Here is a 22,821-nt window from a genome sequence, read left to right as displayed (position 1 = left end):
TTTTTGGGTGTTGTTTGTGTTTTTTTTTTTATATACTCAACCCCCCACCGAGCCCCCCCCTGGTCAACCCGGGCCGGGGGGGGGCCCCCCCCCCCGGGGGGGGGGGGGGGGGGCGCCGCCCCCCCCCCCCCCCCTCCCCCGCATCCGGACCCTGCGGTCAGGCGGTCAGGCCGGCTGCCACAGTTCGATGCGGTTGCCCTCGGGGTCGGTGACCCAGCCGAAGCGGCCGACGCCGTCCATGTCCTGGGTCTCGTCGGCGACGTCGGCGTCCTTGGCGCGCAGTTGCGCGAGCATCGCGTCCAGGTCGCGGACCCGGAAGTTGAGCATGGTCTGCTGGGCGGGGGAGCCGAAGTAGTCGGTCCCGGACTCGAAGGCCGCGAAGACCGTCGGCCCGGCCGCCTGCTGCCACAGGCCGTGGTCGTCGATGTCCAGGCCGAGGCAGTCGCGGTACCACGCCTTCTGGGCCGCCGGGTCGGCGGAGCGCAGGAAGTACCCGCCGATGCCTTGCACACGTTCCATGCCGCCATCCTGCCAGGACCGGGGCCGGGCGGCTCGGGGCCGGTGCGCACGTGTGAAGTCGGGGGCGGCGCGGTACGGACCTAGGTGCACGACCGCATCGCCACCTCAGCCTTCGGGAGAACGCCGTGAGCACTATCGCCATCGTGGGGGCCGGGCCGGGGCTCGGGGCCGCTGTCGCCCGGCGGTTCGGGCGGGAGGGGTACGGGGTGGCGCTGCTGGCGCGGGACGGGGAGCGGCTCGGGGCCCTGGCCGCGGCGCTCGCCGCGGAGGGCGTCCGGGCCCGCGGGTTCGCGGCCGACGTCAGGGATCCGCTCGCCCTCGCGGACGCGCTGGCCCGGGCCGCCGAGGAGCTCGGGACCGTCGAGATCCTGCAGTACAGCCCGGTACCGCAGCGGGACTTCATGCTGCCCGTCCTGGAGACCACCCACGCGGACCTGCTCGGGCCGGTCGAGTTCTCGGTGTACGGGCCCGTCGCCGCCGTGCAGCAGGTGCTGCCGGGGATGCGGGAACTGGGCCGCGGGACGATCCTCTTCGTCAACGGCGGCACGGCCGTCATCCCGCACCCCGACCGGGCCGGGACCTCCATCGCCTTCGCCGCCGAGAGCGCGTACGGGCACTTGCTGCACGACCGGCTCGCCGAGGAGGGGATCCACGTGGCGCAGCTGGTCATCCCCGGGGCCATCGTCGCCGGGCACGCCCGCAAGGACCCCGCCGTGCTCGCCGACACGCTGTGGGCGATGCACCGCGACCGGCACGGGTTCCGGCACTACGCCGACGACCTGGAGAGCTGACCGGGGTGCAGAAGGGTCGATCTGCGCGAACATCACTTGTGGGACAAAATGGTGTTCGCCTGATTGCTCCCCGCAGGGAGCCAGCGATGGCTGAAGGAGGCCAGCGATGGCTGTGGAAATACCTCCTCTCCTCAAGCCCTCCCGGCTCAGACGCCGTGGAGGTCTGCTCGGTGAGTGCCTGGCAGAGTTTCTCGGGACCTTCGTCCTCATCTCGTTCGGTTGCGGTGTCGTGGCGATGGCCGTCGCGGCGCTGCCCGGGTCCGGGCGCGCGGAGACACCGACGACCATCTTCCTGGCCGCCGGTGACTGGCTCCTGATCACCTGGGGCTGGGGCCTCGCCGTGACCTTCGGCATCTACGTGGCCGGCGGCGTCAGCGGCGCCCATCTGAACCCGGCGGTGACCCTGGCGTTCGCCGTGCGCCGCAAGTTCCCGTGGGTGAAGGTGCTGCCCTTCTGGCTGGCGCAGGTGCTCGGCGCCCTCGCCGGGGCGGCGCTGGTCTACCTCGTCTACCACGACGCGATCAACGCGTTCGACGCCGCGTCGAAACCGCCGAAGGTGGGCGGGCACACCGAGGCGACCTTCTCCATCTTCGCCACCTTCCCGGCGCCGTACTTCCACGGCGGGAACTGGGGGCCGCTGATCGACCAGATCGTCGGTACGGCCTTCCTCGTCATGTTCGTCGTCGCGGTCGTCGACCTGCGCAACACGGCCGTGGGATCCAACCTCGGGCCGTTCGTCATCGGCCTCGCCGTCGCCGCGATCGGCATGTCCTACGGCGCGAACGCCGGCTACGCCATCAACCCCGCCCGCGACTTCGGGCCACGGCTGCTCACCTGGTTCGCCGGGTGGAAGAGCTACGCCTTCCCGGGGGACGGGGCGTGGTTCAGCAACTACTTCTGGATCCCGATCGTCGGTCCGCTGATCGGCGCGGTGATCGGGGTGCTGGTCTACGACCTGTTCATCGGCGACGTCCTGCACGCCCGGCTCCAGCTGGGCGAGTTGCCGGAGCCGGGCCGGACCCGTCCGACCACGGACGAACCGTAGCCGTAGGGGCCGTCACGCCTTCTCGGTGCCCTGCTCGCCCAGGCGCCGCACCAGCTGCTGCGCCTGGGAGACTCCGGTGTCGATCTGCTCGGTGTACTTGCCGTCGGTCCGCTCGTCGACCAGGTCGCCCGCCTTCTCCAGCCCGGTCCCGATCGCGTCACCGTGTTCCTCGGCGACGTCCTTCGCCTTGTCCGCCAGGTTCTTGAGCCCGTCGATCCCGCCGATTCCATCAAACATGCGGGAATCGTCCCGAGCGGAGGCCGACGGCGACAAGACGGCGTCCGAGGCATTCGCCGGGGCGCGAAAGGAGCGCCGACTGCAGCGCCCCATCAGGGGCGCTGGGGGTACCCCCGGCCGAGGGCTGGGGGAGGAACTGCGCGACCAGCCACGACGGCGCCGCGGACGAACAGGGCCCTGCCTTCACGTCGTTTTCCGGTGTTCAGGTGCGAAGTCCGGTCACGAGGTCGATCCTGATCCTTGACTCGGCAGCCACGTGACGAACACACCCCGGGAGACGACCCCATGAGCACCAGCCCCCTCCTGACCGGCCTGAGCGAGGAGCTCCCCGAGCTGCGGGCGCTGTACGAGGATCTGCACACGCATCCGGAGCTGTCCTTCCAGGAGGAGCGGACCGCGGCCGTCGTCGCGGGGCGGCTGCGCGCGCAGGGCTGGGAGGTCACCGAGGGGGTCGGCGGCACCGGCGTGGTCGGGGTGCTGGCCAACGGGGACGGTCCCGTCGTGCTGCTGCGGGCCGACATGGACGCGCTGCCGGTCCAGGAGGAGACCGGGCTGCCGTACGCGTCGCGGACCGACGGGGTGATGCACGCCTGCGGCCACGACATGCACGTCACCTGGCTGCTGGGGGCCACCGGGCGGCTCGCCGCGGTGCGGGACGGCTGGCGGGGGACGGTGGTCGCCGTGTTCCAGCCGGCCGAGGAGGTCGGCGGGGCGCCGAAGATGCTCGCGGACGGGTTCGCCGAGCGGTTCCCGCGCCCCGACGTGTGCCTGGGCCAGCATGTCGCGGCCGCGCCGGCCGGGCTGGTCGGGACCCGGGCGGGGGCGCTGATGGCGGGCGCGGACAGCATGCGGGTCACGCTGTTCGGGCGGGGCGGGCACGGGTCCACGCCGGAGGCCACCGTCGACCCGGTGGTGCTGGCCGCGGCCGTGGTGATGCGGCTGCAGACGGTCGTCTCCCGGGAGGTGGCCGCGGGCCAGCAGGCCGTCGTCACGGTCGGTTCGATCCACGGCGGGACCAAGGAGAACATCATCCCGGACACCGTCGAGCTGAAGATCAACATACGGTCCGCCACGGAGGCCGTCCGGGAGCGGGTGCTGGCGGCCGTCGAGCGGATCGTACGGGCCGAGGCCGCCGCCTCCGCCGCGCCGAAGGAACCGGAGTTCGAGCCCATCGACTCCTTCCCGGTCACCCACAACGACCCCGCGGCCACCGAGGCCGTCCAGGGCGCGCTGTCCGCCGAATTCCCTGGTTTCACCTTCGAGTTGACCTCACCGGTGCCCAACAGCGAGGACTTCGGGGCCTTCGGCACGGCCCTTGGGGTGCCGTCGGTCTACTGGTTCGTCGGCGGCGCCGACCACAAGCTCTACGAGGGCGTCGACCTGGAGGCCCTGGTCCGCGACGGCATCCCCCCGCAGATCCCCTCCAACCACTCCCCGCACTTCGCCCCCACCCTCGACCCGACGCTCGAGACGGGTGTACGGGCGCTGCTCGCGGCGGCGGGCCACTGGCTCGCCCCCTGACCCACGCGGGCGCGCCCTGACCCGCACGGGCGCCCCCTGACGCGCACGGGCGCACCGGCTCAGCGCAGCGCGCTCGCCCGCCGGTGCCCCGGTATCGCCAGCCAGCCCGCGGCCGCCGTGCGCGCGGTGGGCAGGAAGCCCGGGTCGGACCGGATCTCCGCCAGCAGGTCGTCCCGGGCCGCCATGCCCAGGGCGTAGACCAGGCTCTCCACGGTGGCCGCGCTCACCGGGTCCCGGGTGCGCCGCCAGGCGGTGTGGTGGTGGGCGACGGCGCCGCGCAGGAAACCGGAGTCCGCGTCGTCGGCCGCCACATGGCCGAGCGCGCGCACCGCCACGTACGCCGTGCGGCGCGGCACGCCCGGCCGTACCGCGAGCGTCTTGAGCAGGGCCCGGTGCCTGCGGTCGCCGAGGATCCGCAGCGCCTCCAGCAGGGGCACCGCCAGCTCCTCGTGGCGGACGCTCGACGGCCGGGCCAGCTCGGCGGCGACCGCGTCGGCCAGCGGCTCCCGGTAGGGCGTGGCCGCGAGCAGGAACGCCGCGTACAGCCGGACGTCGAAGACCGGTGAGGTGAGGGCCTCGGCGACCAGGGCGTGCGCCACGGTGGTGTCCGGGACCAGGTCCGGTTCGATGGCCCGCACCGGGGCGGTGACCCGGCGGACGGCCGGGGTGAGCAGTCCGGCCGCGGTGTCCGCCGGGGGCGGCGGCGCTGCCGTGCCGCGGCCGCCCAGCAGGTCGCGGGCGTGCTCGGGGTGGGTGCGGGCCAGCCAGCGGCGCAGCGGGTCGACCTGGTCGGCGACCGGGCCCACGCCGGAGGAGTCGCGCAGGGCGCGGACCAGGGTGCGCAGCTGGCCGCGGTCGAAGTGCCGGTAGCCGACCTTGCGGAAGCAGGCCATCACCGCGCCCCGGTGGGCCAACGGGCCGCTCGGGGCGGTGAGTTCGGCGAGGACGCGGCCGGTGGCGTCGGGATGCCCGCAGTTGTCCAGGGCGCACACGATCTCGGTGGCCGTCGCCCGGGAGCGGCCCGCGGCGAGCTCGGCGCAGGCGAGGACGACGGTACGGCCGCCGCGCGGGTGGTTGAGGAGGCGGTTGAGGGTCTCGAAGCGGAGCATCCAGGGCAGGTCGTCGGCGATCACCATCTCCTCGACGAGGCGTTCGGCGAGGCCGTACCAGGTGCCGGACGGCATCAGCACCACGTCCGGGCGGGCGCACAGCCCGTCGGCGAGCCGGTCCCAGTCCTCGCCGGTCATCACCGCGCCGGACAGGGCCTGTTCGAGCAGGTCCTCCAGCAGGTCCTCGCCCGCGGCGACCGGGGCGGTGTCCAGGACCGGGGCCGGGGCCAGGTAGCGCCAGACCGTGCGGGCGGTCGCGGTGAGCAGGTTGCGGGGCAGGCCGAGCAGCTCCTCGTAGCGGCGGACGGCCGCCCAGGGCGCCGCCGTCCGGGCGGTCTCCCAGCGGGACAGGGTGGAGACGCTGACGTCGCGGTCGTAGCAGCCGCCGCGGAAGGCCGCGGCGAAGGCCGGGAGGGAGCGGAAGGCGGGGTCCGTGCCGAGCAGGCGGTTGACGCGCAGCAGCCAGGCCACCCGGGGCCGCCGGCCCGGAGCGCCGCCCGTGGTTAAGTGCGCGCTCATGACGGACAGTTTGGCAGCAGCCGTCCGACATCGTGGCAAGCGCGGCAAACCTTTCCGGGGCGCATACCGGAGGTGCCGGGGGCGCGGCAGGTCCGTTGCACGCGCCCACCGGGTGTGCAACGCGCCCCGGGCGGCGGGCCGTACGGCGGTACCAAGAGGGGGGACGGGGAGGGCCGGCGAGGAGGACGGGGGGCGCGGATGGTCGGGGTCGGGGTTCCGCCGCGCGGGCCTCTCGCCGCCGCGCGGCCGGCCTTCCCCGTTACGGGCGGGGGGCGGCCTGGTCCAGGGCCGGCCGCAGGTCCGTGCGGCGGCGGATGCCCAACTTGCGGTAGGTGTGCGTGAGATGGGTCTCCACGGTGCGGCGGGCCAGATGGAGCAGGGCCGCGATCTCCACGTTGGTGCGGCCCTCGGCGGCGAGTTCGGCGATCCGACGCTCGCTGCCGGTGAGGGAGGCGGCGCCTGTACGGCGTCTGGGGGAGCGGGCGCCGCCTTTCCGCAGGATCCCCTCGGTCAGCTCCAGCAGCCGTACCGCGCCGAGCCGTTCGGCGTGCTCCTCGGCCTCCCGCAGGCAGTCACGGGCGTGGGCCGCCTCACCGGCTGCGGTCAGCTGGCGGCCGAGTGCGATCAGGGCCAGCGCCGGCTCGGTACCGGCCGGGCCGCCGTCCCGCAGCAGCTGTACGGCCTCCTCGGTGAGTTCCAGGCCGCGGCGGCCGCCGGTCGCGGTGCCGAGGACGCGCAGCGCCCGGCCGACCGTGCGCGGGGTGCCCCAGACCCGGGCCAGCCGCAGCTCCTCCTCGGCCAGCGCGATGGCGTCGAGGGGCTGGTCCAGGGCCAGCCGGCACTCGGCGGCGGCCGTCCGCCAGGGCGTCACCACCGGGCTGATCACCTCACGGGCCGTCTGGCGGCGGCCGCACTCCAGGAAGTCGTGCAGCGCGGCGGCCGCGTCACCGGCGGCGGCCCGCACCACGCCCCGCGCGTACAGGAACCGGTTCAGCTCCCAGGAGTCCGGCGCCTCCCGCAGGTCGATCCCGGCGACGAGACCCGCGGCCTGGGCGACCCGGCCGGTCTCCACGAGGGCGATCAGCGTGTGCGCGTGGGCGTTGGTGGGCGTGACCGCGTCGGGCACGGCGGTCAGGCGGGCGTAGTCGGCGCGGGCCGCCGCGATGTCGGTGCGGCTGTTGAGCAGGGCCTGGTGCATGGGGTGCAGCAGGTCGGGGCGCTGTCCGGCCAGGCCGCGGTCCACCAGCCGGCTCGCCTCGTCGAGTTCGTCGGCCCATTGGGCGACGGTGGCCGCCGTACCGACGAGGAACGGCTCGGTGAGCGGGTCGGCGGGCTCGGCGAGCAGGGTGCGCAGCTGCCCCATCGCGTCCCCCGCCGAGGTCAGGCCCGCGGAGGCCGCGTGCCGCACCAGCAGGGCCTGGCCGGCCGTGCCGACCAGTTCGGGGGAGCGGTCGGCGGTCTCGGACAGCCGCCGGTAGACCTCCTGGCGTACCTCCTGGTCCTGGTCGGACAGGAGCACGGAGGCGGTGTGCAGGGTGCGGACCAGGTCGGGGTGGCCGTCCAGTTCGACGTCCACGGAGCGCAGCAGCTCGACGGCCTTGCGGGTGCGGCCCCGGCCGGTCAGCGCGGTGCCGAGGGCGACGGCCGCGCGCACCCGGTCCTGCGGGGCGGCGGGCATCCGGACCGCCTCGGCGAGCCGGGGTATCGCGGCGGAGGAGCGCGGCGCCGCGAACTCCAGCGAGCCCAGCTCGGTCAGCAGCCGCTGCCTGCGGTCGTCGGAGAGGGGCTCCTCCAGGGCGCGGCGCAGATAGCCGACGGCGTCCTCGGCGCGGTCCTCGTAGAGGGCGACGGCGGCCGCGTCCTGCAGCAGGGGCAGCGCCCAGGGGGCGTCCACCGGGCCGGTCGCGAGCAGTTGGCGGGCCACGGCCTCGGCGGGGGCGTCCTGGTGCAGCATCGCCTCGGCGATCGCCCGGTGGGCGGTGCGGCGGCGGGCGGCGGGGACGCCGGCGAGGATCGCGTCGCGCAGCAGGGGGTGCGGGAAGTGCGGGCGGCCGTCGGCGCCCAGGGTGAGCAGGCCGAGGTTGGTCATGGCGGTCAGCCAGCCGGCCACCCGGGTGGGGTCGGCGTCGGCGAGTTCGGCGAGGAGCGGGGTGATCTCGTTCTCCGGCAGGCAGGTGCCGGGGTCCTCCTCCAGGACGGCGAGGGCGCGGGCGACCTCGGTGGTGGCCGGTCCCGCGCTGTCCAGCCACCACTGGACGGCGGCCGGGTACGCGCCCGGGTAGAGGGCGGCCGTCGTCTCGGGCACGTCCGGGTGGCGGCTGTCGCCGAGGTCGTCGAGGAGGGCGCCCAGCAGGAGGGGGCTGCCGGCCGCCGCGTGCACACAGGCGTCGATCCAGAGCCGGGACGCGTCGGGGAACCTGTCCCGCACCCGGGCGGTGGCCGCGGCGGGGGCGAGCGGGGCGAGGGTGTGGGTGCGGACCAGGGCCGGCGGGAGGGTGTGGGTGAAGCCGGGGGCCGGCGGATCGAGGTCGTACTGGCTGCGTTCGCTGACGACGAGGAGGATCGGTAAGCGGTCTATGTGCCGGGCGGACTCCACGAGCCAGCGGTGCGAGGGGGCGTCGGCGAGGTGGACGTCGTCCACGGCGACGAGAAGGGGCGAGGCCTCGGCGTAGGCGCGCAGCACCCGCCAGAGCCCGGCGGCGGTGGCCCGCTCGTCGCCGTCCACCGCGAGGTCGGCGAACTCCGGCACCGGGCCGAGGAGTTGCAGGACGGTCGCGAAGGAGATGGCGGTGTCGCCGGGCGAGCAGCGGGCCCGGAGGACCTTCAGACCGAGGGCGGCCGCCTGCTCGGCGGCGGCCTCCAGGACGGTGGTGCGGCCGGTTCCGGTGGCGCCCCGGAGCAGCACGAGCCGGCCGCCGCCGGACCGCGTGCGCGCGGCTTCCTCGGCCAACAGGTCGATGGCGGCGGCGAGTTCAGGGGACTGACGGGTCATGCCTGGCTCCTCGCGGTGCGCTGGTCGGTTCGGGGGGTTAGAGGTGGTGCGGGTGGGAGAGGTTGTGGGGTGGCGGGGGCGGTCGGGGGGTTTGTTGCAGGGGCCGCACATTTGATACGGGGCTGTGGATCTGGGTGGGGGTGCCTGGGGTCGTGGGTGCGGTGCGGGCCGGTGGGGGTTGTTCGCGCAGTTCCCCGCGCCCCCAAACAGGTGGGTCCACTGGTCCCACCCGAAAAGGGGCGCGGGGAACTGCGCGACCAGCCACAACGCACCCGCACGCGCCTACGACCCCAGGCACCCCCACCCGACCCCCTGACATCTCGTGGTCCCTGTCGTGGTGCTCCACGATTGTCCTTGCCCCTTTGGCCACAGCAGGCTGGAGTACTACCGCCCGTCACTGTTCCCTCGGAGGCGACGGGCACGTGGACATAGGGGAAGCGGTTGGTCAGCAACAGCTCATTCGCGTCGGGTGGCCGCACGCCCGTGGCGGTGTACGCACCGGACCCGATCTCCCGCGAAGGCGCGCTCAGCCAGTTGCGGCGCCACCCGGAGGTCGAGGTGCGCGAGGAGTCCGAGACCGGGCCCGGCACGGTGGCGCTGCTCATCAGCGACAGCCTCGACGAACCCGAACTGACCCGGCTGCGCCGGGTGGTGCGCAGTGAGGGGGCGCGGGCCGTACTCGTGGTCGGGGCGCTGCGCGAGACCGAGCTGCTCGATGTGATCGAGTGCGGGGTCGGGGCCATCGTATGGCGCCACGAGGCCACCGAACTCCGCATCGTGCAAGCCGTGTTGGCGGCCGCCCGGGGCGACGGGGACCTGCCCGCCGACCTGCTCGGCCGGCTCATCAACCAGGTCGGCACCCTGCACCGCAGCGCCGCCGGCCGCCCGGGCGCCCCGGTCTCCGGGCTGTCCGCCCGCGAGGTGGACGTACTCCGGCTGGTCGCCGAGGGGCTCGACACCGGTGAGATCGCCAGCAAGCTGTCCTACTCCGAGCGCACCGTCAAGAACGTCATGCACGGGCTGACGACCCGACTGCATCTGCGCAACCGGGCCCACGCCGTCGCCCATGCCCTCCGGGAAGGCTACATCTGACCGATCGGGCAGCGGACACCGGTTCCGGGGCAGGGCGGTCTGCCCCGGCGTTCCTGCGGGGGCGGCCGGGGTGGAGGGCAGGATGGGTGTGAGTGCCGAAGGGTCCGTGCGGGGCCATGGGGTGGTGAGTACGGCGTGATCCACGAGGTGGACCAGGTGCTGCGGAACCTGCTGACCGGCGGTGCGCTGGAGGGCTCCGGCATCGAGGTCTCCTTCGACGCCCCGACCCGCGACTGGTCGGCCCGCCGCAACGGTCCCGTGATCAACAGCTACCTGTACGACATCCGGGAGGACGTGCACCGGCGCCAGCGCGGGCACGTCGACATCCGCGACCAGCGGGACGTCGTGGTCAAGCGCCGCCAGCCGCCGCGCTGGTTCCGGCTGTCGTACCTGGTGACGGCGTGGACCAAGCGGCCCGAGGACGAACACCGGCTGATCAGCGCCGTGCTCGCGACCCTGATCCCGCGGGAGCTGATCCACCCGGAAGAACTGCCGGGCTCGCTGGGCGCGTTGGGCCTGACGGTGCCCCTGTCGTGTGCCGGGATCCAGACCGAGGCGCGTTCCCTCGCCGAGATCTGGTCGGCGCTCGGCGGCGAGCTCAAGCCGTCCCTGGACGTGGTGATCACTGCGCCGTTCCCCGCGTACCCCGAGTACGACGCCGGTCCGCCGGTCACCGAGGGCGCCGCCGTGCGGGTGCGCGACGGCCTGGACGACACCGCGCCGGTCCTTGAGGAGCGGGCCCACCGGCCCGGCCAGGTCGCCGAGGCCACGGCCGCCCGGAGGGGCCGGGCGTGACCCTGGACGTCTCCGTCGAGCCGGCCGCCCCGCTCCTCACCCGGCTGGCCGCGCTGCACGACCGGGTCGCCGCCCTCGTCGCCCACCGCTCCGCCGACGACCCGACGGCCGACGACCCGCTGCGCGGCCTCTACCTCTCCGAGGAGGCGGTACGGCACCTCCTGCACCCCGCGCCGGAACCGGCCGAACTCCCCGCCCTCGCCGACGACTTCACCGACCCGCTCGCCGACCTCGCGTTCCGCCTGCGCCTCACCCCGCTCGACACCGCCCTCCTCCTCATCGCCCTCGCCCCCGACCTCGACCGCGGCTTCGAGCCGCTGTACGGCTACCTCAACGACGACGTCGGCCGCCGCCGCGCCACCGTCGGCCTCGCCCTCGACCTGTACGGCGCCCCCGCACACCTCGCGGCGGCCCGCGCCCGCTTCCACCCCGCCGCGCCGCTCACCGCGCTCGGCCTGCTCACCGTCGAGGAGCCCGAACGGCCTTTCCTCAGCCGCTCGTTGCGGGTCCCGGACCGGGTCCTGGCCCACCTCCTCGGCGACGACACCCCGGACCCGGCGCTGACCGGACACCTGCGGGAGCCGTCGTACGACAGCGAACCCGCCGACGCGGAGTTCGTGGGCCGGCTGGCCGCGCGGATCGCCGCCGGGCCGCTCCTCGCCCTCCTGCGGGAGCGGCGGGAGGGCGAGGGCCTCGGCTGTGCTGCAGCCGCGCTGCGGCTCGCGGGGCGGGCGGCGCTGCACTTCACCGGGCCCGCGGAGCGGATCCCGGAGCTGCTCCGGGAGGCCCGCCTGACCGGCCGGGCGGTCCTGGTCGAGAGCGATCAACCGGGCCCTCTGCTACGGGAGTTGAGCACCGGTGCCGCGGACGTCACCGTGCTGCTCACGACCGCCCGCGCCTACGACCCCCAGTGGTGCGACCACCGCGACCCGCTCGTCCTGGAGGTGCCCTCCCGGCGCGCCGCCGCCCCGGAGGCCTGGGCGGCCGCGCTGCCGGACGAGCCCGGCTTCGACCTCGCGGCCACCGTCGCCCCGTACCACCTCGGCGGCGACCGCCTCACCCGGGCGGCCCGCGCCGCGCAGGCCCTCGCCGACTTCGACGGCACCCCGCTCACCGCCGCCCACCTGCGGCTGGGCGCCCGCCAGCAGTCCGCCTCCGGCCTCGAACAGCACGCCCGCCGGATCCGGCCCGCCGTCGACTGGCGGGACCTGGTGCTGCCCGAACGGCCGCTCACGGAACTGCGGGAACTGGCACTGCGCGCCCGCCACCGCGACCGGGTCCTCGGCGACTGGCGGCTGAGCGCGGGCGGCGGCCGGGGCCGCGGGGTGCTCGGCCTCTTCGCGGGCGAGTCGGGCACCGGCAAGACCCTGTCGGCGGAGGTGGTCGCCGCCGAACTCGGCCTCGACCTCTACGTCGTCCAGCTCTCCTCCGTCGTCGACAAGTACGTCGGCGAGACCGAGAAGAACCTCGAACGCATCTTCACCGAGGCCGACCGCACCGACGCCGTGCTCCTCTTCGACGAGGCCGACGCGGTCTTCGGCAAGCGCTCCGAGGTCAAGGACGCCCACGACCGGTACGCCAACCTGGAGTCGGCCTACCTCCTCCAGCGCCTGGAGGCCTTCGACGGCATCGCGCTGCTCACCACCAACCTGCGCGCCAACATCGACGAGGCCTTCACCCGCCGCCTCGACCTGGTGGTCGACTTCCCGTTCCCGGACGAGGAGCAGCGGCTGGCGCTGTGGCGGCACGGCCTGGTGCACGTGCCCAGCGAGGCGGGCATCGAACTGCGCCCGCTGGCCCGGGACTTCGAGCTGGCCGGCGGCGCGATCCGCAGCGCGGTGGTGACCGCCGCCTACCTCGCCGCAGCCGGTGACCGGCCGCTCACCGCGGCCGACCTCCTGGAGGGCGCCCGCCGCGAGTACCGGAAGGCGGGGCGCCTGGTGCCGGGCACGTGGGGGTGAGCGCCGGAAGGGGGGTGTGCGTCGTTCTTCGTCTGCCGCGCCGTCGTGGCTGGTCGCGCAGTTCCCCGCGCCCCTGACGGGGCGCTGCCGCCTACGAGGCCATCAGTCCCCGGACGGACGCACGATCTGCCATTCCTGGTCGTCGGTGTTCGAGCAGTAGTACAGGGTCAGGTTGGTGTCGTTGGCGCCGGTGCTGTAGCCCGCGACGTCCAGGCAGAGGTTGTCGCTGGCGAAGTTGCGGATCCAGTAGGCGCCGCTGGGCTGCTTGTCGATCCACCACAGCTGGTTGTCGGCCTTGGTGCCGTCGCACTTGTACTCGGTGATCGGCGCGGAGAGCCTGGCCGAACCGTAGGCCGGCAGGTCCATGCACAACTGGTCCTTGGCGTTGCGGATCTGGAAGAGCGCGGACGAGCCGGGGCCGTCCTTCGCGTACTTCACCTCCAGGTTCCACAGCTGGTTGTCGGCGGTGGTCTCGTTGCAGGTGTACTCCCGCACCGGGCCGTTGCTGGTGCCGTTGCCGTATCCGGGGATGTCCGCGCACTTCTTGGTGGTGGTGTTGCGGAGCAGGATGTTCGTCTGCGGGACGACCGGCTTCGCGGTCTTCTTCTTCGTCGCCTGCGGGGCCGGCTGGGACTGGCCGCCACCACCGCCGCCCGCCTGGGTGTCCGACGAGGCGTTCCCGTCGTCCGCCGGCTGCTGCTGCTCCGCCTGGGTCGGTGAGGGCGCCGGTGCGGCGGCGAGGGGCGCGCTGGCCGTGGGGCTGGGGGCGATGCTGCTCACCCCGGCCTCCTGGGTCTGCTCCTGGGCGAGGCTTCCGACCTTCGGTTTGTAGCTGATCCAGATCAGGACGAAGGTGATGGTGAGGGCCAGCAGGGTGCCGAAGAGGGTGGCGAGCCACCGGGGCAGGAAGCCGCGCTGGATGTAGGTGCCGTCCACAGGCTGTGGATGGACGCCCGCCCGCTGGACGGTCAGGGCGTACGGCCGCTGCTCCTTGGGCCCGAACCAGATGATCTTCCGGGGCTTGAGGGTGGCCTTGACGAAGGCGGCGCGGCCCGGCTCGATCTGGACGTTGCTGGGGTGCAGGTCGTAGGCGAGCTGGTCGCCGTTGTCGCTGCCGCTGACGGAGGCGGTGAGCTTGGTGTTGCCGAGGTTGTCGATCGCCAGCTGGGGGCGGCCCCGGAAGCGGCCCTTGACGGTCGGCGGCACGAGCTCGGCGCGGATCTCGGTGAACGGGGTGATGGTGAGGTTGCCCTCGGGGACGGTGACGGCCTCGGGGTGCTCGGTGGGCGTGATGCGGATGGCGTAGGGGTTCGGGCCGGCGGTCGCGTCCGGGGTGCGGGGCGGGGCGAAGGTCAGGTCGACGGTGCCGGTGGTGCCCGGGTAGAGCCGGAGCGTCTGCGGCTCGACGGTCGTCCAGGGGGCGATGGGGCCCACCGGTTCGAAGCGGTACTCGTCGACGACGTCACCGGTGTTGCGCAGCCGCAGGCGTACGCGGGTCGTGGCGCCCGGGTCGACGGTGGCGGAGGCGGGTTCGAGGGAGGTCCAGAGAGTCATCGGCTCACACCGTCAGCTTGAAGGCTTCGAGCCAGAGCGTGTTGTCCCAGGTGCCCAGGGTGAGAAGGGCGGGACGGGCGTCGCTGCACGCCTGGTTGCCCCAGCCCACGTTGTGGACATGGGCGAATCCGCAGACCTGGCCGTTGCCGACGTTGAGGGTGAACGTCTCCAGGTACGGGTCGGACGCCTTCGTGCTGCCGATGTAGTTGTCCTTGCCGTCGGCGACGACCGCGGTCCAGGTCTGCCACTTGCCCTGCCCGTTGGTGGACTGGGAGTCGTAGACGAAGGAGTTGCCGGCGGAGCCGTCGACGCCGTACACCGCGACGTTGATGTCCTTGATCGGTGTGTTCTTGCCGACCGTGCCGGCGATGGTGCCGTCGCAGACGGGCTTCGACCAGCCGGAGCCCTGCACGTAGGCGCGGTAGCAGATGTGCCGGCCGCCCGGGTCGGCGGCGGCGAGCCGGTTCACGGCGGTCGCGGCCGTGTCCTGCTTGGGCTTGGCGGTGACGGTGGCCGTCGCACCCCCGCCGCCTCCGCCTCCGCCGCCTCCTCCCCCGCCGGCGTTGCCCGCGGCCTCGGTGGTCGGGTCCGCGGCCGGCGCGGCGGCGGCGGTCTCGCTGGGCGCCGGGGGCGGGGTCGGGGTCGTCGAGGGGCTGGGCGCGAGGGTGCTCACCCCGGCCTCCTGGGTTTGCTCCTGGGCGAGGCTCTGGACGTGCGGCCGGTAGTTGAACCAGATCAGGGCGAAGGTGACGGCGAGGGCCAGCAGGGTGCCGAAGAAGGTGGCGAGCCAGCGGGGCAGGAAGCCGCGCTGGATGTAGGTCCCGTCGACGGGCTCCGGCGTCACCCCCGACCGCTGCACGGTGAGCCGGTACGGCCGCTGCTCCTTCGGGCCGAACCAGATGATCCGCCGGGGCTTCAGCGTGGCGTCCACGAAGGCGGCGCGGCCCGGCTCGATCTGGACGTTGCTCGGGCGGAGGTCGTAGGCGAGCTGGTCGCCGTTGTCGCTGCCGCTGACGGAGGCGGTGAGCTTGGTGTTGCCGAGGTTGTCGATCGCCAGCTTCGGACGGCCCCGGAAGCGGCCCTTGACGGTCGGCGGGACCAGTTCCGCGCGCAGTTCGGTGAAGGGCGTGATGGTGAGGTTGCCCTCGGGGACGGTGACCGCCTCGGGGTGCTCGGTGGGCGTGATGCGGACCGCGTACGGGTTCGGGCCGGCCGTGGCGTCCGGGGTGCGGGGCGGGGCGAAGGTCAGGTCGACGGTGCCGGTGGTGCCCGGGTAGAGCCGGAGCGTGGCGGGCTCGACGGTCGTCCAGGGCGCGATGGGGCCCACCGGTTCGAAGCGGTACTCGTCGACGACGTCACCGGTGTTGCGCAGCCGCAGGCGCACGCGCGTGCTGCTGCCCGGATCGACGGTCGCGGAGGCGGGTTCGAGGGAGGTCCACAGGCTCACGCCGTCACGCTAGGGGCGGCCGCCCGCGCCGGTCAGGAGGTTTTGGGGCACATCGCGTGACCGGCGGGGCAGAGTGGCGGCGGTCAGTCCGTCAGCTCGTCGAGTCCCGGCCTCGCGCGCGGGCCGGTCGAGTAGGGCCGCAGGGTCATGCTCTGCGAGCTGTTGCCGGCCATCGCCCGGAGCTGGAAGAGGCTCACCTTCAGCGAGACGTTCCCGTAGTTGGGGTCCTTGTAGGTGACGACTCGGGCCGAGCTGTCGTAGGAGTCGATCAGGACGGCGTGGACCGTGCTCTCCATCGTGTTCGCCGACCGGCTGGTCAGGTCGATCACCGGGGCGGACGTGTCGTCGTTCTTCCCCAGCTTGAACCTCCGCCTGATACCGGCGTAACAGGGCAGGCTCTGGTTCTCCATGGCAAGGCGTACGTCGTCGAGGCTCTGGCTCGCGTCGATGTGGGCGGGGGCGGTGTCGAGGAGCTTGCTCACCTCGTCGCCGGGCGCGCCGACCTTCTGGATCAGCATCCTGGCGCGGTCGGCGGCCTTGAAATAGACCTCGCGGATCGAGGCGAACTGTGCTTTTCCGTCCTGGAAGTCCAGTTTGTCGAGCGAGGTCTCCGCCCCCATGGACCGGCGGGCGAACAGGGCGACCTCGTCGCGGGAGATGTCCGTGACGGCCTGGTCGTGGTGCGCGCGCCAGTTGTCGAGCTTGCGCACCATGGAGTCCAGCGCCTCGGCCGTCATGATGACCGCGAGCCGGCGCCCCTCGACCTTGTTCCCCTTCTGCTTCTCCTCCCGCTGGCGGTCGTCGCGGTCGGCCGTGGTGGGGTAGGCCCGCATCGCGACGGACAGTGCCTGGACGGGCAGCCCGTGGTGCTCGGCGATGGCCTCCAGCACATAGAGCCAGCAGGACGGCCCCTGCTGCACGGCGAGTTGGGTGACCCGCTGCACGGCGGTGACCCGCTGGACGGCGTCGGTGGCCGCGGGCGCGGCGGACGCCGTCCTCGCCGCCGGCATCCGCTGCACCGGGGGCACCGGGCCGCTCATCACCTTGCGGGCGTTGTCCACCGCCCGGCGTTCACCCGAGTCGTCGACGTCGGAGACACGCACCCCGGCGCCGTTGTCCGTACCCGGGACCGGGCCCTTCAACTGGTCCTCGTAGTGGGTCAGTTCGTGGGCCCAGTCCTCCTTCGTCATGGTGTCGCCGACCACGATGTTGCGGCCGGTGGTGTACACCTTGGCGCCGAGTTCCTTCGCCGACTCCCGGGCCAGGGAACCCGTGTGCACCCGTACGCCGCTGAAGTCCGCGCCGTCGAACCGGGTCTCCATCTCCGACTGCAGCGTCTGGTCCATGCTCTGCCCGGGTGACTCGATCACCCGGTGGACCAGGGCCCGGCGCTGCACCGCCGGCTCGTGGCCGCAGCCCGCGTCGTGCTGGTGGCGGGACGCCTCGACGGTGCGGGCCACCGCCGCGTTGCCCGCCGTCCGCTGGAGCGCGAGCAGCCCGGCCGCGGTGCCGGTCACGGCCGTACGGTCCGCGCCGGCGGACGCCTCCCGTGCCGCCTGGCGGTGGGCGGCCTGCGGGCGGCCGGCCCGGTCGTGTTCCTCCTGTGCGTGCATGAACTACCTTTCGGCGACGGACCCTCGACCACAACTACGAGTGCCGGGGCGGGATGGGCAAGGGTCGTTCGGGCAGTCTCGGGGGCAGCGTCCTCAGGACTCTCCGTCCGCGGCGGCCAGGACGTGGTGCGGATCGGCCGGCGCGTGCCCGCCCCGCGCGGCGGCCGCCATGCGGCGTACGGCGGGTTCGGGCATCCGGATCACCACCGGGTAGGTGAGGGTGTAGTCCTGCACGCCGACCGCCCGCGCCGGATCCCGCAGCGCCCCGGTGTGCCGGTGCCGTACCCGGGCCACCGCCCTGACCTGCAGGGTGAACTGCACCAGCAGCGAAGCGGCCTTCGGCTTCCGCAGCGGCACCGTGCCGGAGGCGTTGCCCGCGGCGTCGGTGGGGCCGCCGTCGCGGCCGTACGTGCCGGGGACGTTGTTCATGCCCGAGTAGTCGGCGCGGACCGGGCCCTCGCCGCCCATGAACCGCGCGGAACGGCCGTGGTGGGAGGCGTGCTGTGCGTCCGCGGCCGCCGGGCGTCCCTCGGCGCCGCTCTGCGCGACCGTCTCGAACGTCATCTTGTCGCCCCTGCCGAGGATCTCGCCGTCGCGCAGCCGCGCGTGCAGGGAGCAGGCGATGTCCTGGCCCTCCACGCCGGACACGTGCACCGGCGGCAACTGGGCACCGGCCGACGCCAGGAGCGGCAGCGCCGCCGTGAGCCACTCGGTGGACACCGCCTCCTGCTGGGCGTAGTGCGCCGCGTCACCGGCCTTCCGGAAGCCGCCGCCGACGTGCGCCTGTGCCATGGCCCGGCCGATCAGCTCCCGGATCTGCGGTGCCCCCCGGAAGCCGTTGACCTGTGCCTCCAGGGGCAGTTCGGCGCCGTCCGCACGCCATGCGGCCAGGGCGGCGGCGGTGGCGTCGCGCACCGGGGCCGTGCTGCCCCGGGCGGGTTCCGCGGCGCGCTCCGGCCGGGCGTGGGCCAGGGCCTTCAGGTCGTTGTCCAGCACGCGGTGCAGGAAGGACCCGTCGAGGGTCACGGACGCCAGCCGGCCGTCGGCGGAGCGCAGTTCGAGCTCCGCCTGGAAGGGGACCGTCACGTTCACCGAGTCGGGCTCGGTGTCCACGATGGTGCGCAGCCCGGTCTGCGTCCGGGCGGACGCGGCCTGCCTGGTCGACGTGGTCTTCCCGACGCCGGGGCCCGCGACGGCGCCCGCGCTGCCGACCAGGTCGTCGTGCGGCTTGCCCGCCCCGGTCAGAGAGGCGTCGACCCCGCTGGTGCGGCTCTCCTGGCTGCCGGTCGCGCGCTGTGAGGAGGCGACGGTGGCGAACTCCATCTCCCGGTCGTTGCCGGACGGCCCGGCCACCGTGCCGGGTCCGGTACGGCGGACGTGGAACACGGCCCAGTACGACGTGGCCCGGCGGCCGGGGACGGAACTGTTCCGCAGCAGCTCGACGGGGACGCCGCCGTCCATGGCGCCGGCGAGCAGGCCGACCGCGCCGTCCTGGTCCAGCACCCGCAGCAGCCGCTGCACGTTCTCGAACCGGTCGTCCAGCACCCGGGTCGGCAGCAGGTCCGCCGCCAGCGCCCGGTCCCGCACCGCCGCCCGCAGCCGCCCGAGCAGCGGCACGAAGTCGGGCATGCCCTCGACCAGACCGGCCCCGAGCGGGAGGTGCGCGGCGAGCGCCGGCACGCCGGACACGTCGCGCGGTGGCGCGGGCGGAGCGACCTGCTGCTCCTGCTGCTCCTGCCGGTCCCGCTGCTCCTGCCGTCCCTGCCGTCCCTGTTCCTCCTGCCCGCCGGTGTCCCGGCTGCCGGAGCCCTGCGCCCGCTCCGGGAGTTCGCCCGCAGCCCGCTCCGGGAGTTTGCCCCTCGCCTTCTCCGACAGCCCCTCCCTCGGTCCGGACTCGGAGCCCGGATCGGCGGTGCCCGCCGCCCGGTCGCCGGATGTCGGCCGCCACTTCGCCGCGGTCTCCGCCAGCGCCCGCTCCTGCTCCCGGGCCCGCTCCTCCGGCGTCCTCAGGCCCGCCTTCCGCAACTGCGGCTCGGTGAGCCAGAGTCCGACGGCGCCCGGCACCGTCAGCCGCTGCGACATGGCGTACGGGCCGCGGCCGTTCACCGCGACCTCGGCCACCATCCACGCGGACAGGTCGCACTGGACGAGGTAGAGCGGCCGGGAGCGCGGATGGACGGCGTTGCGTTCGATCGTGCCGCCGGTCGTCGACGTGTCGGTCGTGGTCGTCGCCTGCCCGAAGGCGGGCGACACGCTCTGGGCCAGCGTCCACCCCGAGCCGCGCTCCGACCCGGTGCCGTTGAAGGTCACCGCCTTGCTCTTCGTCGACGCGTGCTGCCCCGACGCCTGATGACCGCCCAGGACCATGTTCTCCACGCCGGCCCCGCCCACCCCGCTCTGCTCCGGCCTGCGGTGCAGGACCCGCGGGCCGGTGAGGGCCAGCCGGGTGCCGACGGCGCCGTTCAGCGCGGCCGTGCGCCGGGCGTGGCGCAGGTCGCCGACCACCCAGCCGGTGCGGGTCGCCTGCCGCAGGGCCGCGGTGATGGACTCCGGGCCGAGCCGCTCCTCCAGCGCCAGGCGCGGGGCGAGGCCCTCCGCCTGGTACGCGGTGTCGCCCGGCTTGTCCCGGTCGCCCTTGCGCGCGGCCAGGGCGAGCAGCCGGAAGGCCAGCTGCCGCAGCTGCTCGCCGTCACCGACGGTCTCCACGAAGTCCCAGTCCCGCACCTGCCGTTCGGTGTCCGCGCCGGGCGGCCGGGTGAGCAGGTCGTGGATGCCGGTGGCCTGCGAGGCGAGGTGGAACCGGGCGGGCCTGGACCGCCGGGCGGCCGTCCTGCGGTGCTCGTCGGCGCCCACGGTGAGCGCGGCCGGCGTGCTCAGCTCCACGTTCTGGCCCTCCGCGCTCCCGTCGAAGTGCTGCGGTACGGCGGCGTCGAGGTCGCCCAGCGAGGCGACGGGTCGGGCCTCGGGCTGCTCGCGGCCCGGGCTGCCGGGGGTGAGGGAGCGTTTCAGGGTGCGCTCCCGGGTGGTCATGGTGACCTTGGCGTCGAGCATCAGCCGGGTACCGAACGTACTCGTCCTCACGTCGCCGCTGTTGAGCGAGTCGCCGCGGACCGCGGGCCCGCCCTGGACCCGGCGGGCGCTCTCGACGGCGGCGTTGGCGGTGACGCCGAAGGACAGAGCGCCCGGCAGCAGCGTGACGTTGGCACTGCCCTGGACACCGGCCCGGCGGGCGGTGGCGCGGCCGGTCTGCCCGCCGGAGGCGACGCCCGAACTGCTGCGCACCAGCCAGTTGTCGGTGTCGCCGAGATAGCTGAGCTCGCCGACCCGCCCGCGCACCCGGACCTGCACGTCGTGGGAGTGCAGCGTGGTCTTCCGGCGCAGCCGCACCGGGACGCCGGCGCCCAGCAGCTGGTTCTTCTTCGCCCGCAGGTTGGTCTCCGAGAGCACGGTGACCAGCTCGCGGTAGTTGCGCATGCGCGCCTCGGCCTCCGCCGGGTCGGGGATCTGCCCGGCCGGACGGTCGCCGGTGCCGAAGTCGGGGAGGTAGCCGGCCAGTTCGGGCCGGGACGCGAACAGCCGCTCCAGCGCCTCGACGAGGGGGCGCACGTCCAGGTGGGTGAGGGAGACGCTGTTTCCGGCGGCGCCGAACGGCAGCCGGCGTTCGGTCTCGCGCTCGGTCCCGTCGGGCGCGGTCTCGGTGGGCTTGCGGTGCAGGGGGTCCGCCCGGACGCCCTCCGGCAGCGGCAGCCCGATGTGCCGGGCCTCCTGGGCGCTCAGGCTGACCCAGCTGTCCAGGGTGTGCTCGGCCGTGCGCTGCCCGGGGTGCAGCCGCTGCGCGGGGGACGCGGGTCCCACGCCCTGCACGGTCAGCCGGACCCGGCCGAGGTAGAGCACCTTGTCACCGCGGATCTCGGCGCCCTTCCGGGTGGCCACGCTCTGGTCGGACGACGAGAACCGGGCGCTCTTCAGAGCGCCGGAGCCCATGCCCTGGAACCGGGCGACCGGCGGTACCCCCGGGGCGCCGAAGGCGACCGCGGGACCGGCCCCGAACAGCGCGCTCGCGCCCTTGGAGCCGGTGCGGCCCGCGCCGTGCGCGCTCTGCTGGTGGGTGCGCAGCTGGGTCTGCCCCGCACCCCAGCCGGGGGTCAGGGACACGATGTCGGCGCGCATCCGGTACGCGCTCGCGGCGCTGCCGTCCTTGGCGGGCAGGTCCTCGCCGGGCACCCAGCCGGCGAGGAGCCGGGGCAGGTCCTGCAGCACGGTCGTGCCGGAGGTGGCCTGGAACAGCCGGGCCCGGCCGGGCGCGCCGGGCGCGGTCACCGAGGGCGCGAGCACGGAGGCGACCGTGTCGAACAGGCCGCCGCCACCGCCGTGCGGGCCGCCGGGGTCCTCCACGGCCAGCGCCGCCATGGACACGGCCTGCCGCACCGAGGTGGCCTGCTCCTCGCTCAGCTCCGGCCCGGGGACCGGCCGTGCGGTGCCGTGCGGCACCAGGTGCTCGTGCGGGACGCGCATGTCGAGGCCGCCGTCGCCGCTCGCGGCGTGCCGGCCCCGCGCGCCGTGCTGCTTGATGCGTACGACGAAGCTCACCCGGCGCCGGGCGGTGACCGTGCCGCCGCCGCTGCGGAAGGTCCGGGGCTCGGAGACGGTGCGGTTGGAGTGGGTGTCCTGGGTGGAGGTCAGGGCGGCTCCGGCGGCGAGCTGCGCGCCGCCCAGGACCCCGGGCGTGGGCGTCGGGACGAGGACGGTGCCGGAGGCGCTGGCGCCCCACTGGCGGGTGCGGACCGTGTCGGCGGCCACCGTGCCCGCCGAGTTGTGCAGGTGGTCGACCTTGGTGTCGGCGTCCTCGCCCTGGGCGCTGTCCGGGAACGACAGCGCGGCCGCGTCGTCCTCGTCCCGCGGCCTGACGGCGACGGTGACGTCGTACGACGCCCCCTTCGGCCCGCGTACGGCGAAGGCCCGCCCGCGGCCGTAGAAGGTCTCCGGCCGCCCCGCCAACTCCTCCTGGATCGCTTCGACTTCGGCGCCGTCCTGCCCGGTGACCCGGGTCACCTCCGCGGCGACGAACGAGTGGCCGGTCAGCCCGGAGGCGGTGGACAGGCCCGCCGAGGTCATCGCCGCCAGGTACGGGGGAAGCGTGAGCGGCCCCTGCGTCCGGGCCTCGGTGGGTACGGGCGGCGGAGTACGGGTCGGCGCGGGCTGCCTGCCGCCCTCGACCAGGCCGGCCACGGCGGCGTTGCCCGCCCTGCTCTGCAGGTTCTGCATCTCGACGGCGGCCGGGTGCCCGCCCAGCGCACCCGACATCAGCGGCTGCCGCCGGGAGAGGCCGCCGCCTCCGCTGCCCTGCCCGGCACGGCTCACCCCGGCACCGCTCGCCCCGCCGTCGCCCGGCACCGGTTTCCGTGTCCGCCGCACCCCGCGCACTCCCGTCCCGCCGGGACCAGGGGCCCCGTCCGCGTCGTCCTGGTGGCGCGTGCGGGCGCCGGTGAGCGGGGCGCAGCCCGCCTGGCCGTGCAGGGTAGTGCGTGAACAGGGCTGGTCCACAAGGGGAAGGTCACTGAACGGACCGGTTAACGAACGGGAGTCGGGGATGCTTCCGGGCCGGTGACCAGCGACGTACGGCGGA

14 protein-coding genes are annotated in these 22,821 nt (G+C 74.4%); 6 read left to right on the top strand and 8 right to left on the bottom strand.

Going from position 1 to position 22,821, the window contains the following annotated elements:
* Positions 1 to 165: 165 nt before the first annotated feature.
* Positions 166 to 519, bottom strand: a complete 354-nt coding sequence (locus ACFWPQ_RS41490; protein WP_384047136.1) for a VOC family protein — start codon at positions 517 to 519, stop codon at positions 166 to 168.
* A gap of 125 nt (positions 520 to 644) precedes the next feature.
* Between ACFWPQ_RS41490 and ACFWPQ_RS41485 the strand changes: the two genes are divergently transcribed.
* Both ACFWPQ_RS41485 and ACFWPQ_RS41480 read left to right on the top strand, forming a co-directional pair.
* Entirely contained in the window at positions 645 to 1,310 is a 666-nt protein-coding gene (locus ACFWPQ_RS41485; RefSeq protein WP_384047133.1) for an SDR family NAD(P)-dependent oxidoreductase, read from the top strand.
* A gap of 106 nt (positions 1,311 to 1,416) precedes the next feature.
* Positions 1,417 to 2,355: an MIP/aquaporin family protein gene (locus ACFWPQ_RS41480; protein ID WP_384047130.1), complete on the top strand. Its 939-nt coding sequence runs from the start codon at positions 1,417 to 1,419 to the stop codon at positions 2,353 to 2,355.
* A gap of 12 nt (positions 2,356 to 2,367) precedes the next feature.
* Here ACFWPQ_RS41480 and ACFWPQ_RS41475 read toward each other — a convergent pair whose 3' ends face one another.
* Positions 2,368 to 2,592, bottom strand: coding sequence for an antitoxin (locus tag ACFWPQ_RS41475; protein WP_384047127.1), 225 nt, complete (start codon positions 2,590 to 2,592; stop codon positions 2,368 to 2,370).
* A gap of 285 nt (positions 2,593 to 2,877) precedes the next feature.
* Between ACFWPQ_RS41475 and ACFWPQ_RS41470 the strand changes: the two genes are divergently transcribed.
* On the top strand, positions 2,878 to 4,113 hold the full coding sequence (locus ACFWPQ_RS41470) for an amidohydrolase (RefSeq protein WP_384047124.1): 1,236 nt from the start codon (positions 2,878 to 2,880) through the stop codon (positions 4,111 to 4,113).
* 59 nt (positions 4,114 to 4,172) lie between these two features.
* Here the strand turns inward: ACFWPQ_RS41470 and ACFWPQ_RS41465 are convergent, their stop codons facing one another.
* Positions 4,173 to 5,741, bottom strand: a complete 1,569-nt coding sequence (locus ACFWPQ_RS41465; protein WP_384047121.1) for an XRE family transcriptional regulator — start codon at positions 5,739 to 5,741, stop codon at positions 4,173 to 4,175.
* Positions 5,742 to 6,000: 259 nt separating this feature from the next.
* Positions 6,001 to 8,733, bottom strand: coding sequence for a LuxR C-terminal-related transcriptional regulator (locus ACFWPQ_RS41460; RefSeq protein WP_384047118.1), 2,733 nt, complete (start codon positions 8,731 to 8,733; stop codon positions 6,001 to 6,003).
* A gap of 483 nt (positions 8,734 to 9,216) precedes the next feature.
* Here ACFWPQ_RS41460 and ACFWPQ_RS41455 point away from each other — a divergent pair, with 483 nt between their 5' ends.
* The 3 genes from ACFWPQ_RS41455 (at position 9,217) to ACFWPQ_RS41445 (ending at position 12,581) form a co-directional block, all read left to right on the top strand.
* On the top strand, positions 9,217 to 9,825 hold the full coding sequence (locus ACFWPQ_RS41455; protein WP_361285741.1) for a response regulator transcription factor: 609 nt from the start codon (positions 9,217 to 9,219) through the stop codon (positions 9,823 to 9,825).
* Between the two features lie 135 nt (positions 9,826 to 9,960).
* Positions 9,961 to 10,620 carry a DUF4255 domain-containing protein gene (locus tag ACFWPQ_RS41450; RefSeq protein ID WP_384047115.1) on the top strand — a complete coding sequence of 220 codons (660 nt, stop codon included), beginning with the start codon at positions 9,961 to 9,963 and terminating at the stop codon, positions 10,618 to 10,620.
* A complete protein-coding gene (locus tag ACFWPQ_RS41445; RefSeq protein WP_384047112.1) occupies positions 10,617 to 12,581 on the top strand; it encodes an AAA family ATPase in 1,965 nt (654 codons plus the stop codon). Before ACFWPQ_RS41450 ends, ACFWPQ_RS41445 begins: the two co-directional genes overlap by 4 nt.
* A 102-nt stretch (positions 12,582 to 12,683) precedes the next feature.
* Here ACFWPQ_RS41445 and ACFWPQ_RS41440 read toward each other — a convergent pair whose 3' ends face one another.
* From ACFWPQ_RS41440 to ACFWPQ_RS41425, 4 genes are all read right to left on the bottom strand, one after another.
* Positions 12,684 to 14,135, bottom strand: a complete 1,452-nt coding sequence (locus tag ACFWPQ_RS41440; protein ID WP_384047109.1) for an RICIN domain-containing protein — start codon at positions 14,133 to 14,135, stop codon at positions 12,684 to 12,686.
* A 4-nt stretch (positions 14,136 to 14,139) separates the two neighbouring features.
* Positions 14,140 to 15,582: a hydrolase gene (locus tag ACFWPQ_RS41435; protein ID WP_384047106.1), complete on the bottom strand. Its 1,443-nt coding sequence runs from the start codon at positions 15,580 to 15,582 to the stop codon at positions 14,140 to 14,142.
* Positions 15,583 to 15,665: 83 nt separating this feature from the next.
* Positions 15,666 to 17,195 (bottom strand): DUF4157 domain-containing protein, encoded by a 1,530-nt coding sequence (locus tag ACFWPQ_RS41430; protein WP_384047103.1) that lies wholly within the window; start codon positions 17,193 to 17,195, stop codon positions 15,666 to 15,668.
* Positions 17,196 to 17,288: 93 nt separating this feature from the next.
* Positions 17,289 to 22,610, bottom strand: coding sequence for a hypothetical protein (locus tag ACFWPQ_RS41425; protein WP_384047100.1), 5,322 nt, complete (start codon positions 22,608 to 22,610; stop codon positions 17,289 to 17,291).
* Positions 22,611 to 22,821 lie beyond the last annotated feature (211 nt).

Source organism: Streptomyces sp. NPDC058464 (genome assembly GCF_042721035.1).
In the GTDB taxonomy this organism is placed as follows: Bacteria; Actinomycetota; Actinomycetes; order Streptomycetales; family Streptomycetaceae; genus Streptomyces.
This window is presented reverse-complemented; position numbering and strand designations above follow the sequence as displayed.

Excerpts from the sequence above, each read along its gene's own strand:
- ACFWPQ_RS41490 (WP_384047136.1), bottom strand. The coding sequence starts at position 519 with ATGGAACGTGTGCAAGGCATCGGCGGGTACTTCCTGCGCTCCGCCGAC.
- ACFWPQ_RS41480 (WP_384047130.1), top strand. The coding sequence starts at position 1,417 with ATGGCTGTGGAAATACCTCCTCTCCTCAAGCCCTCCCGGCTCAGACGC.
- ACFWPQ_RS41475 (WP_384047127.1), bottom strand. The coding sequence starts at position 2,592 with ATGTTTGATGGAATCGGCGGGATCGACGGGCTCAAGAACCTGGCGGAC.
- ACFWPQ_RS41460 (WP_384047118.1), bottom strand. The coding sequence starts at position 8,733 with ATGACCCGTCAGTCCCCTGAACTCGCCGCCGCCATCGACCTGTTGGCC.
- ACFWPQ_RS41440 (WP_384047109.1), bottom strand. The coding sequence starts at position 14,135 with ATGACTCTCTGGACCTCCCTCGAACCCGCCTCCGCCACCGTCGACCCG.
- ACFWPQ_RS41465 (WP_384047121.1), bottom strand. The coding sequence starts at position 5,741 with ATGAGCGCGCACTTAACCACGGGCGGCGCTCCGGGCCGGCGGCCCCGG.
- ACFWPQ_RS41470 (WP_384047124.1), top strand. The coding sequence starts at position 2,878 with ATGAGCACCAGCCCCCTCCTGACCGGCCTGAGCGAGGAGCTCCCCGAG.
- ACFWPQ_RS41430 (WP_384047103.1), bottom strand. The coding sequence starts at position 17,195 with ATGCACGCACAGGAGGAACACGACCGGGCCGGCCGCCCGCAGGCCGCC.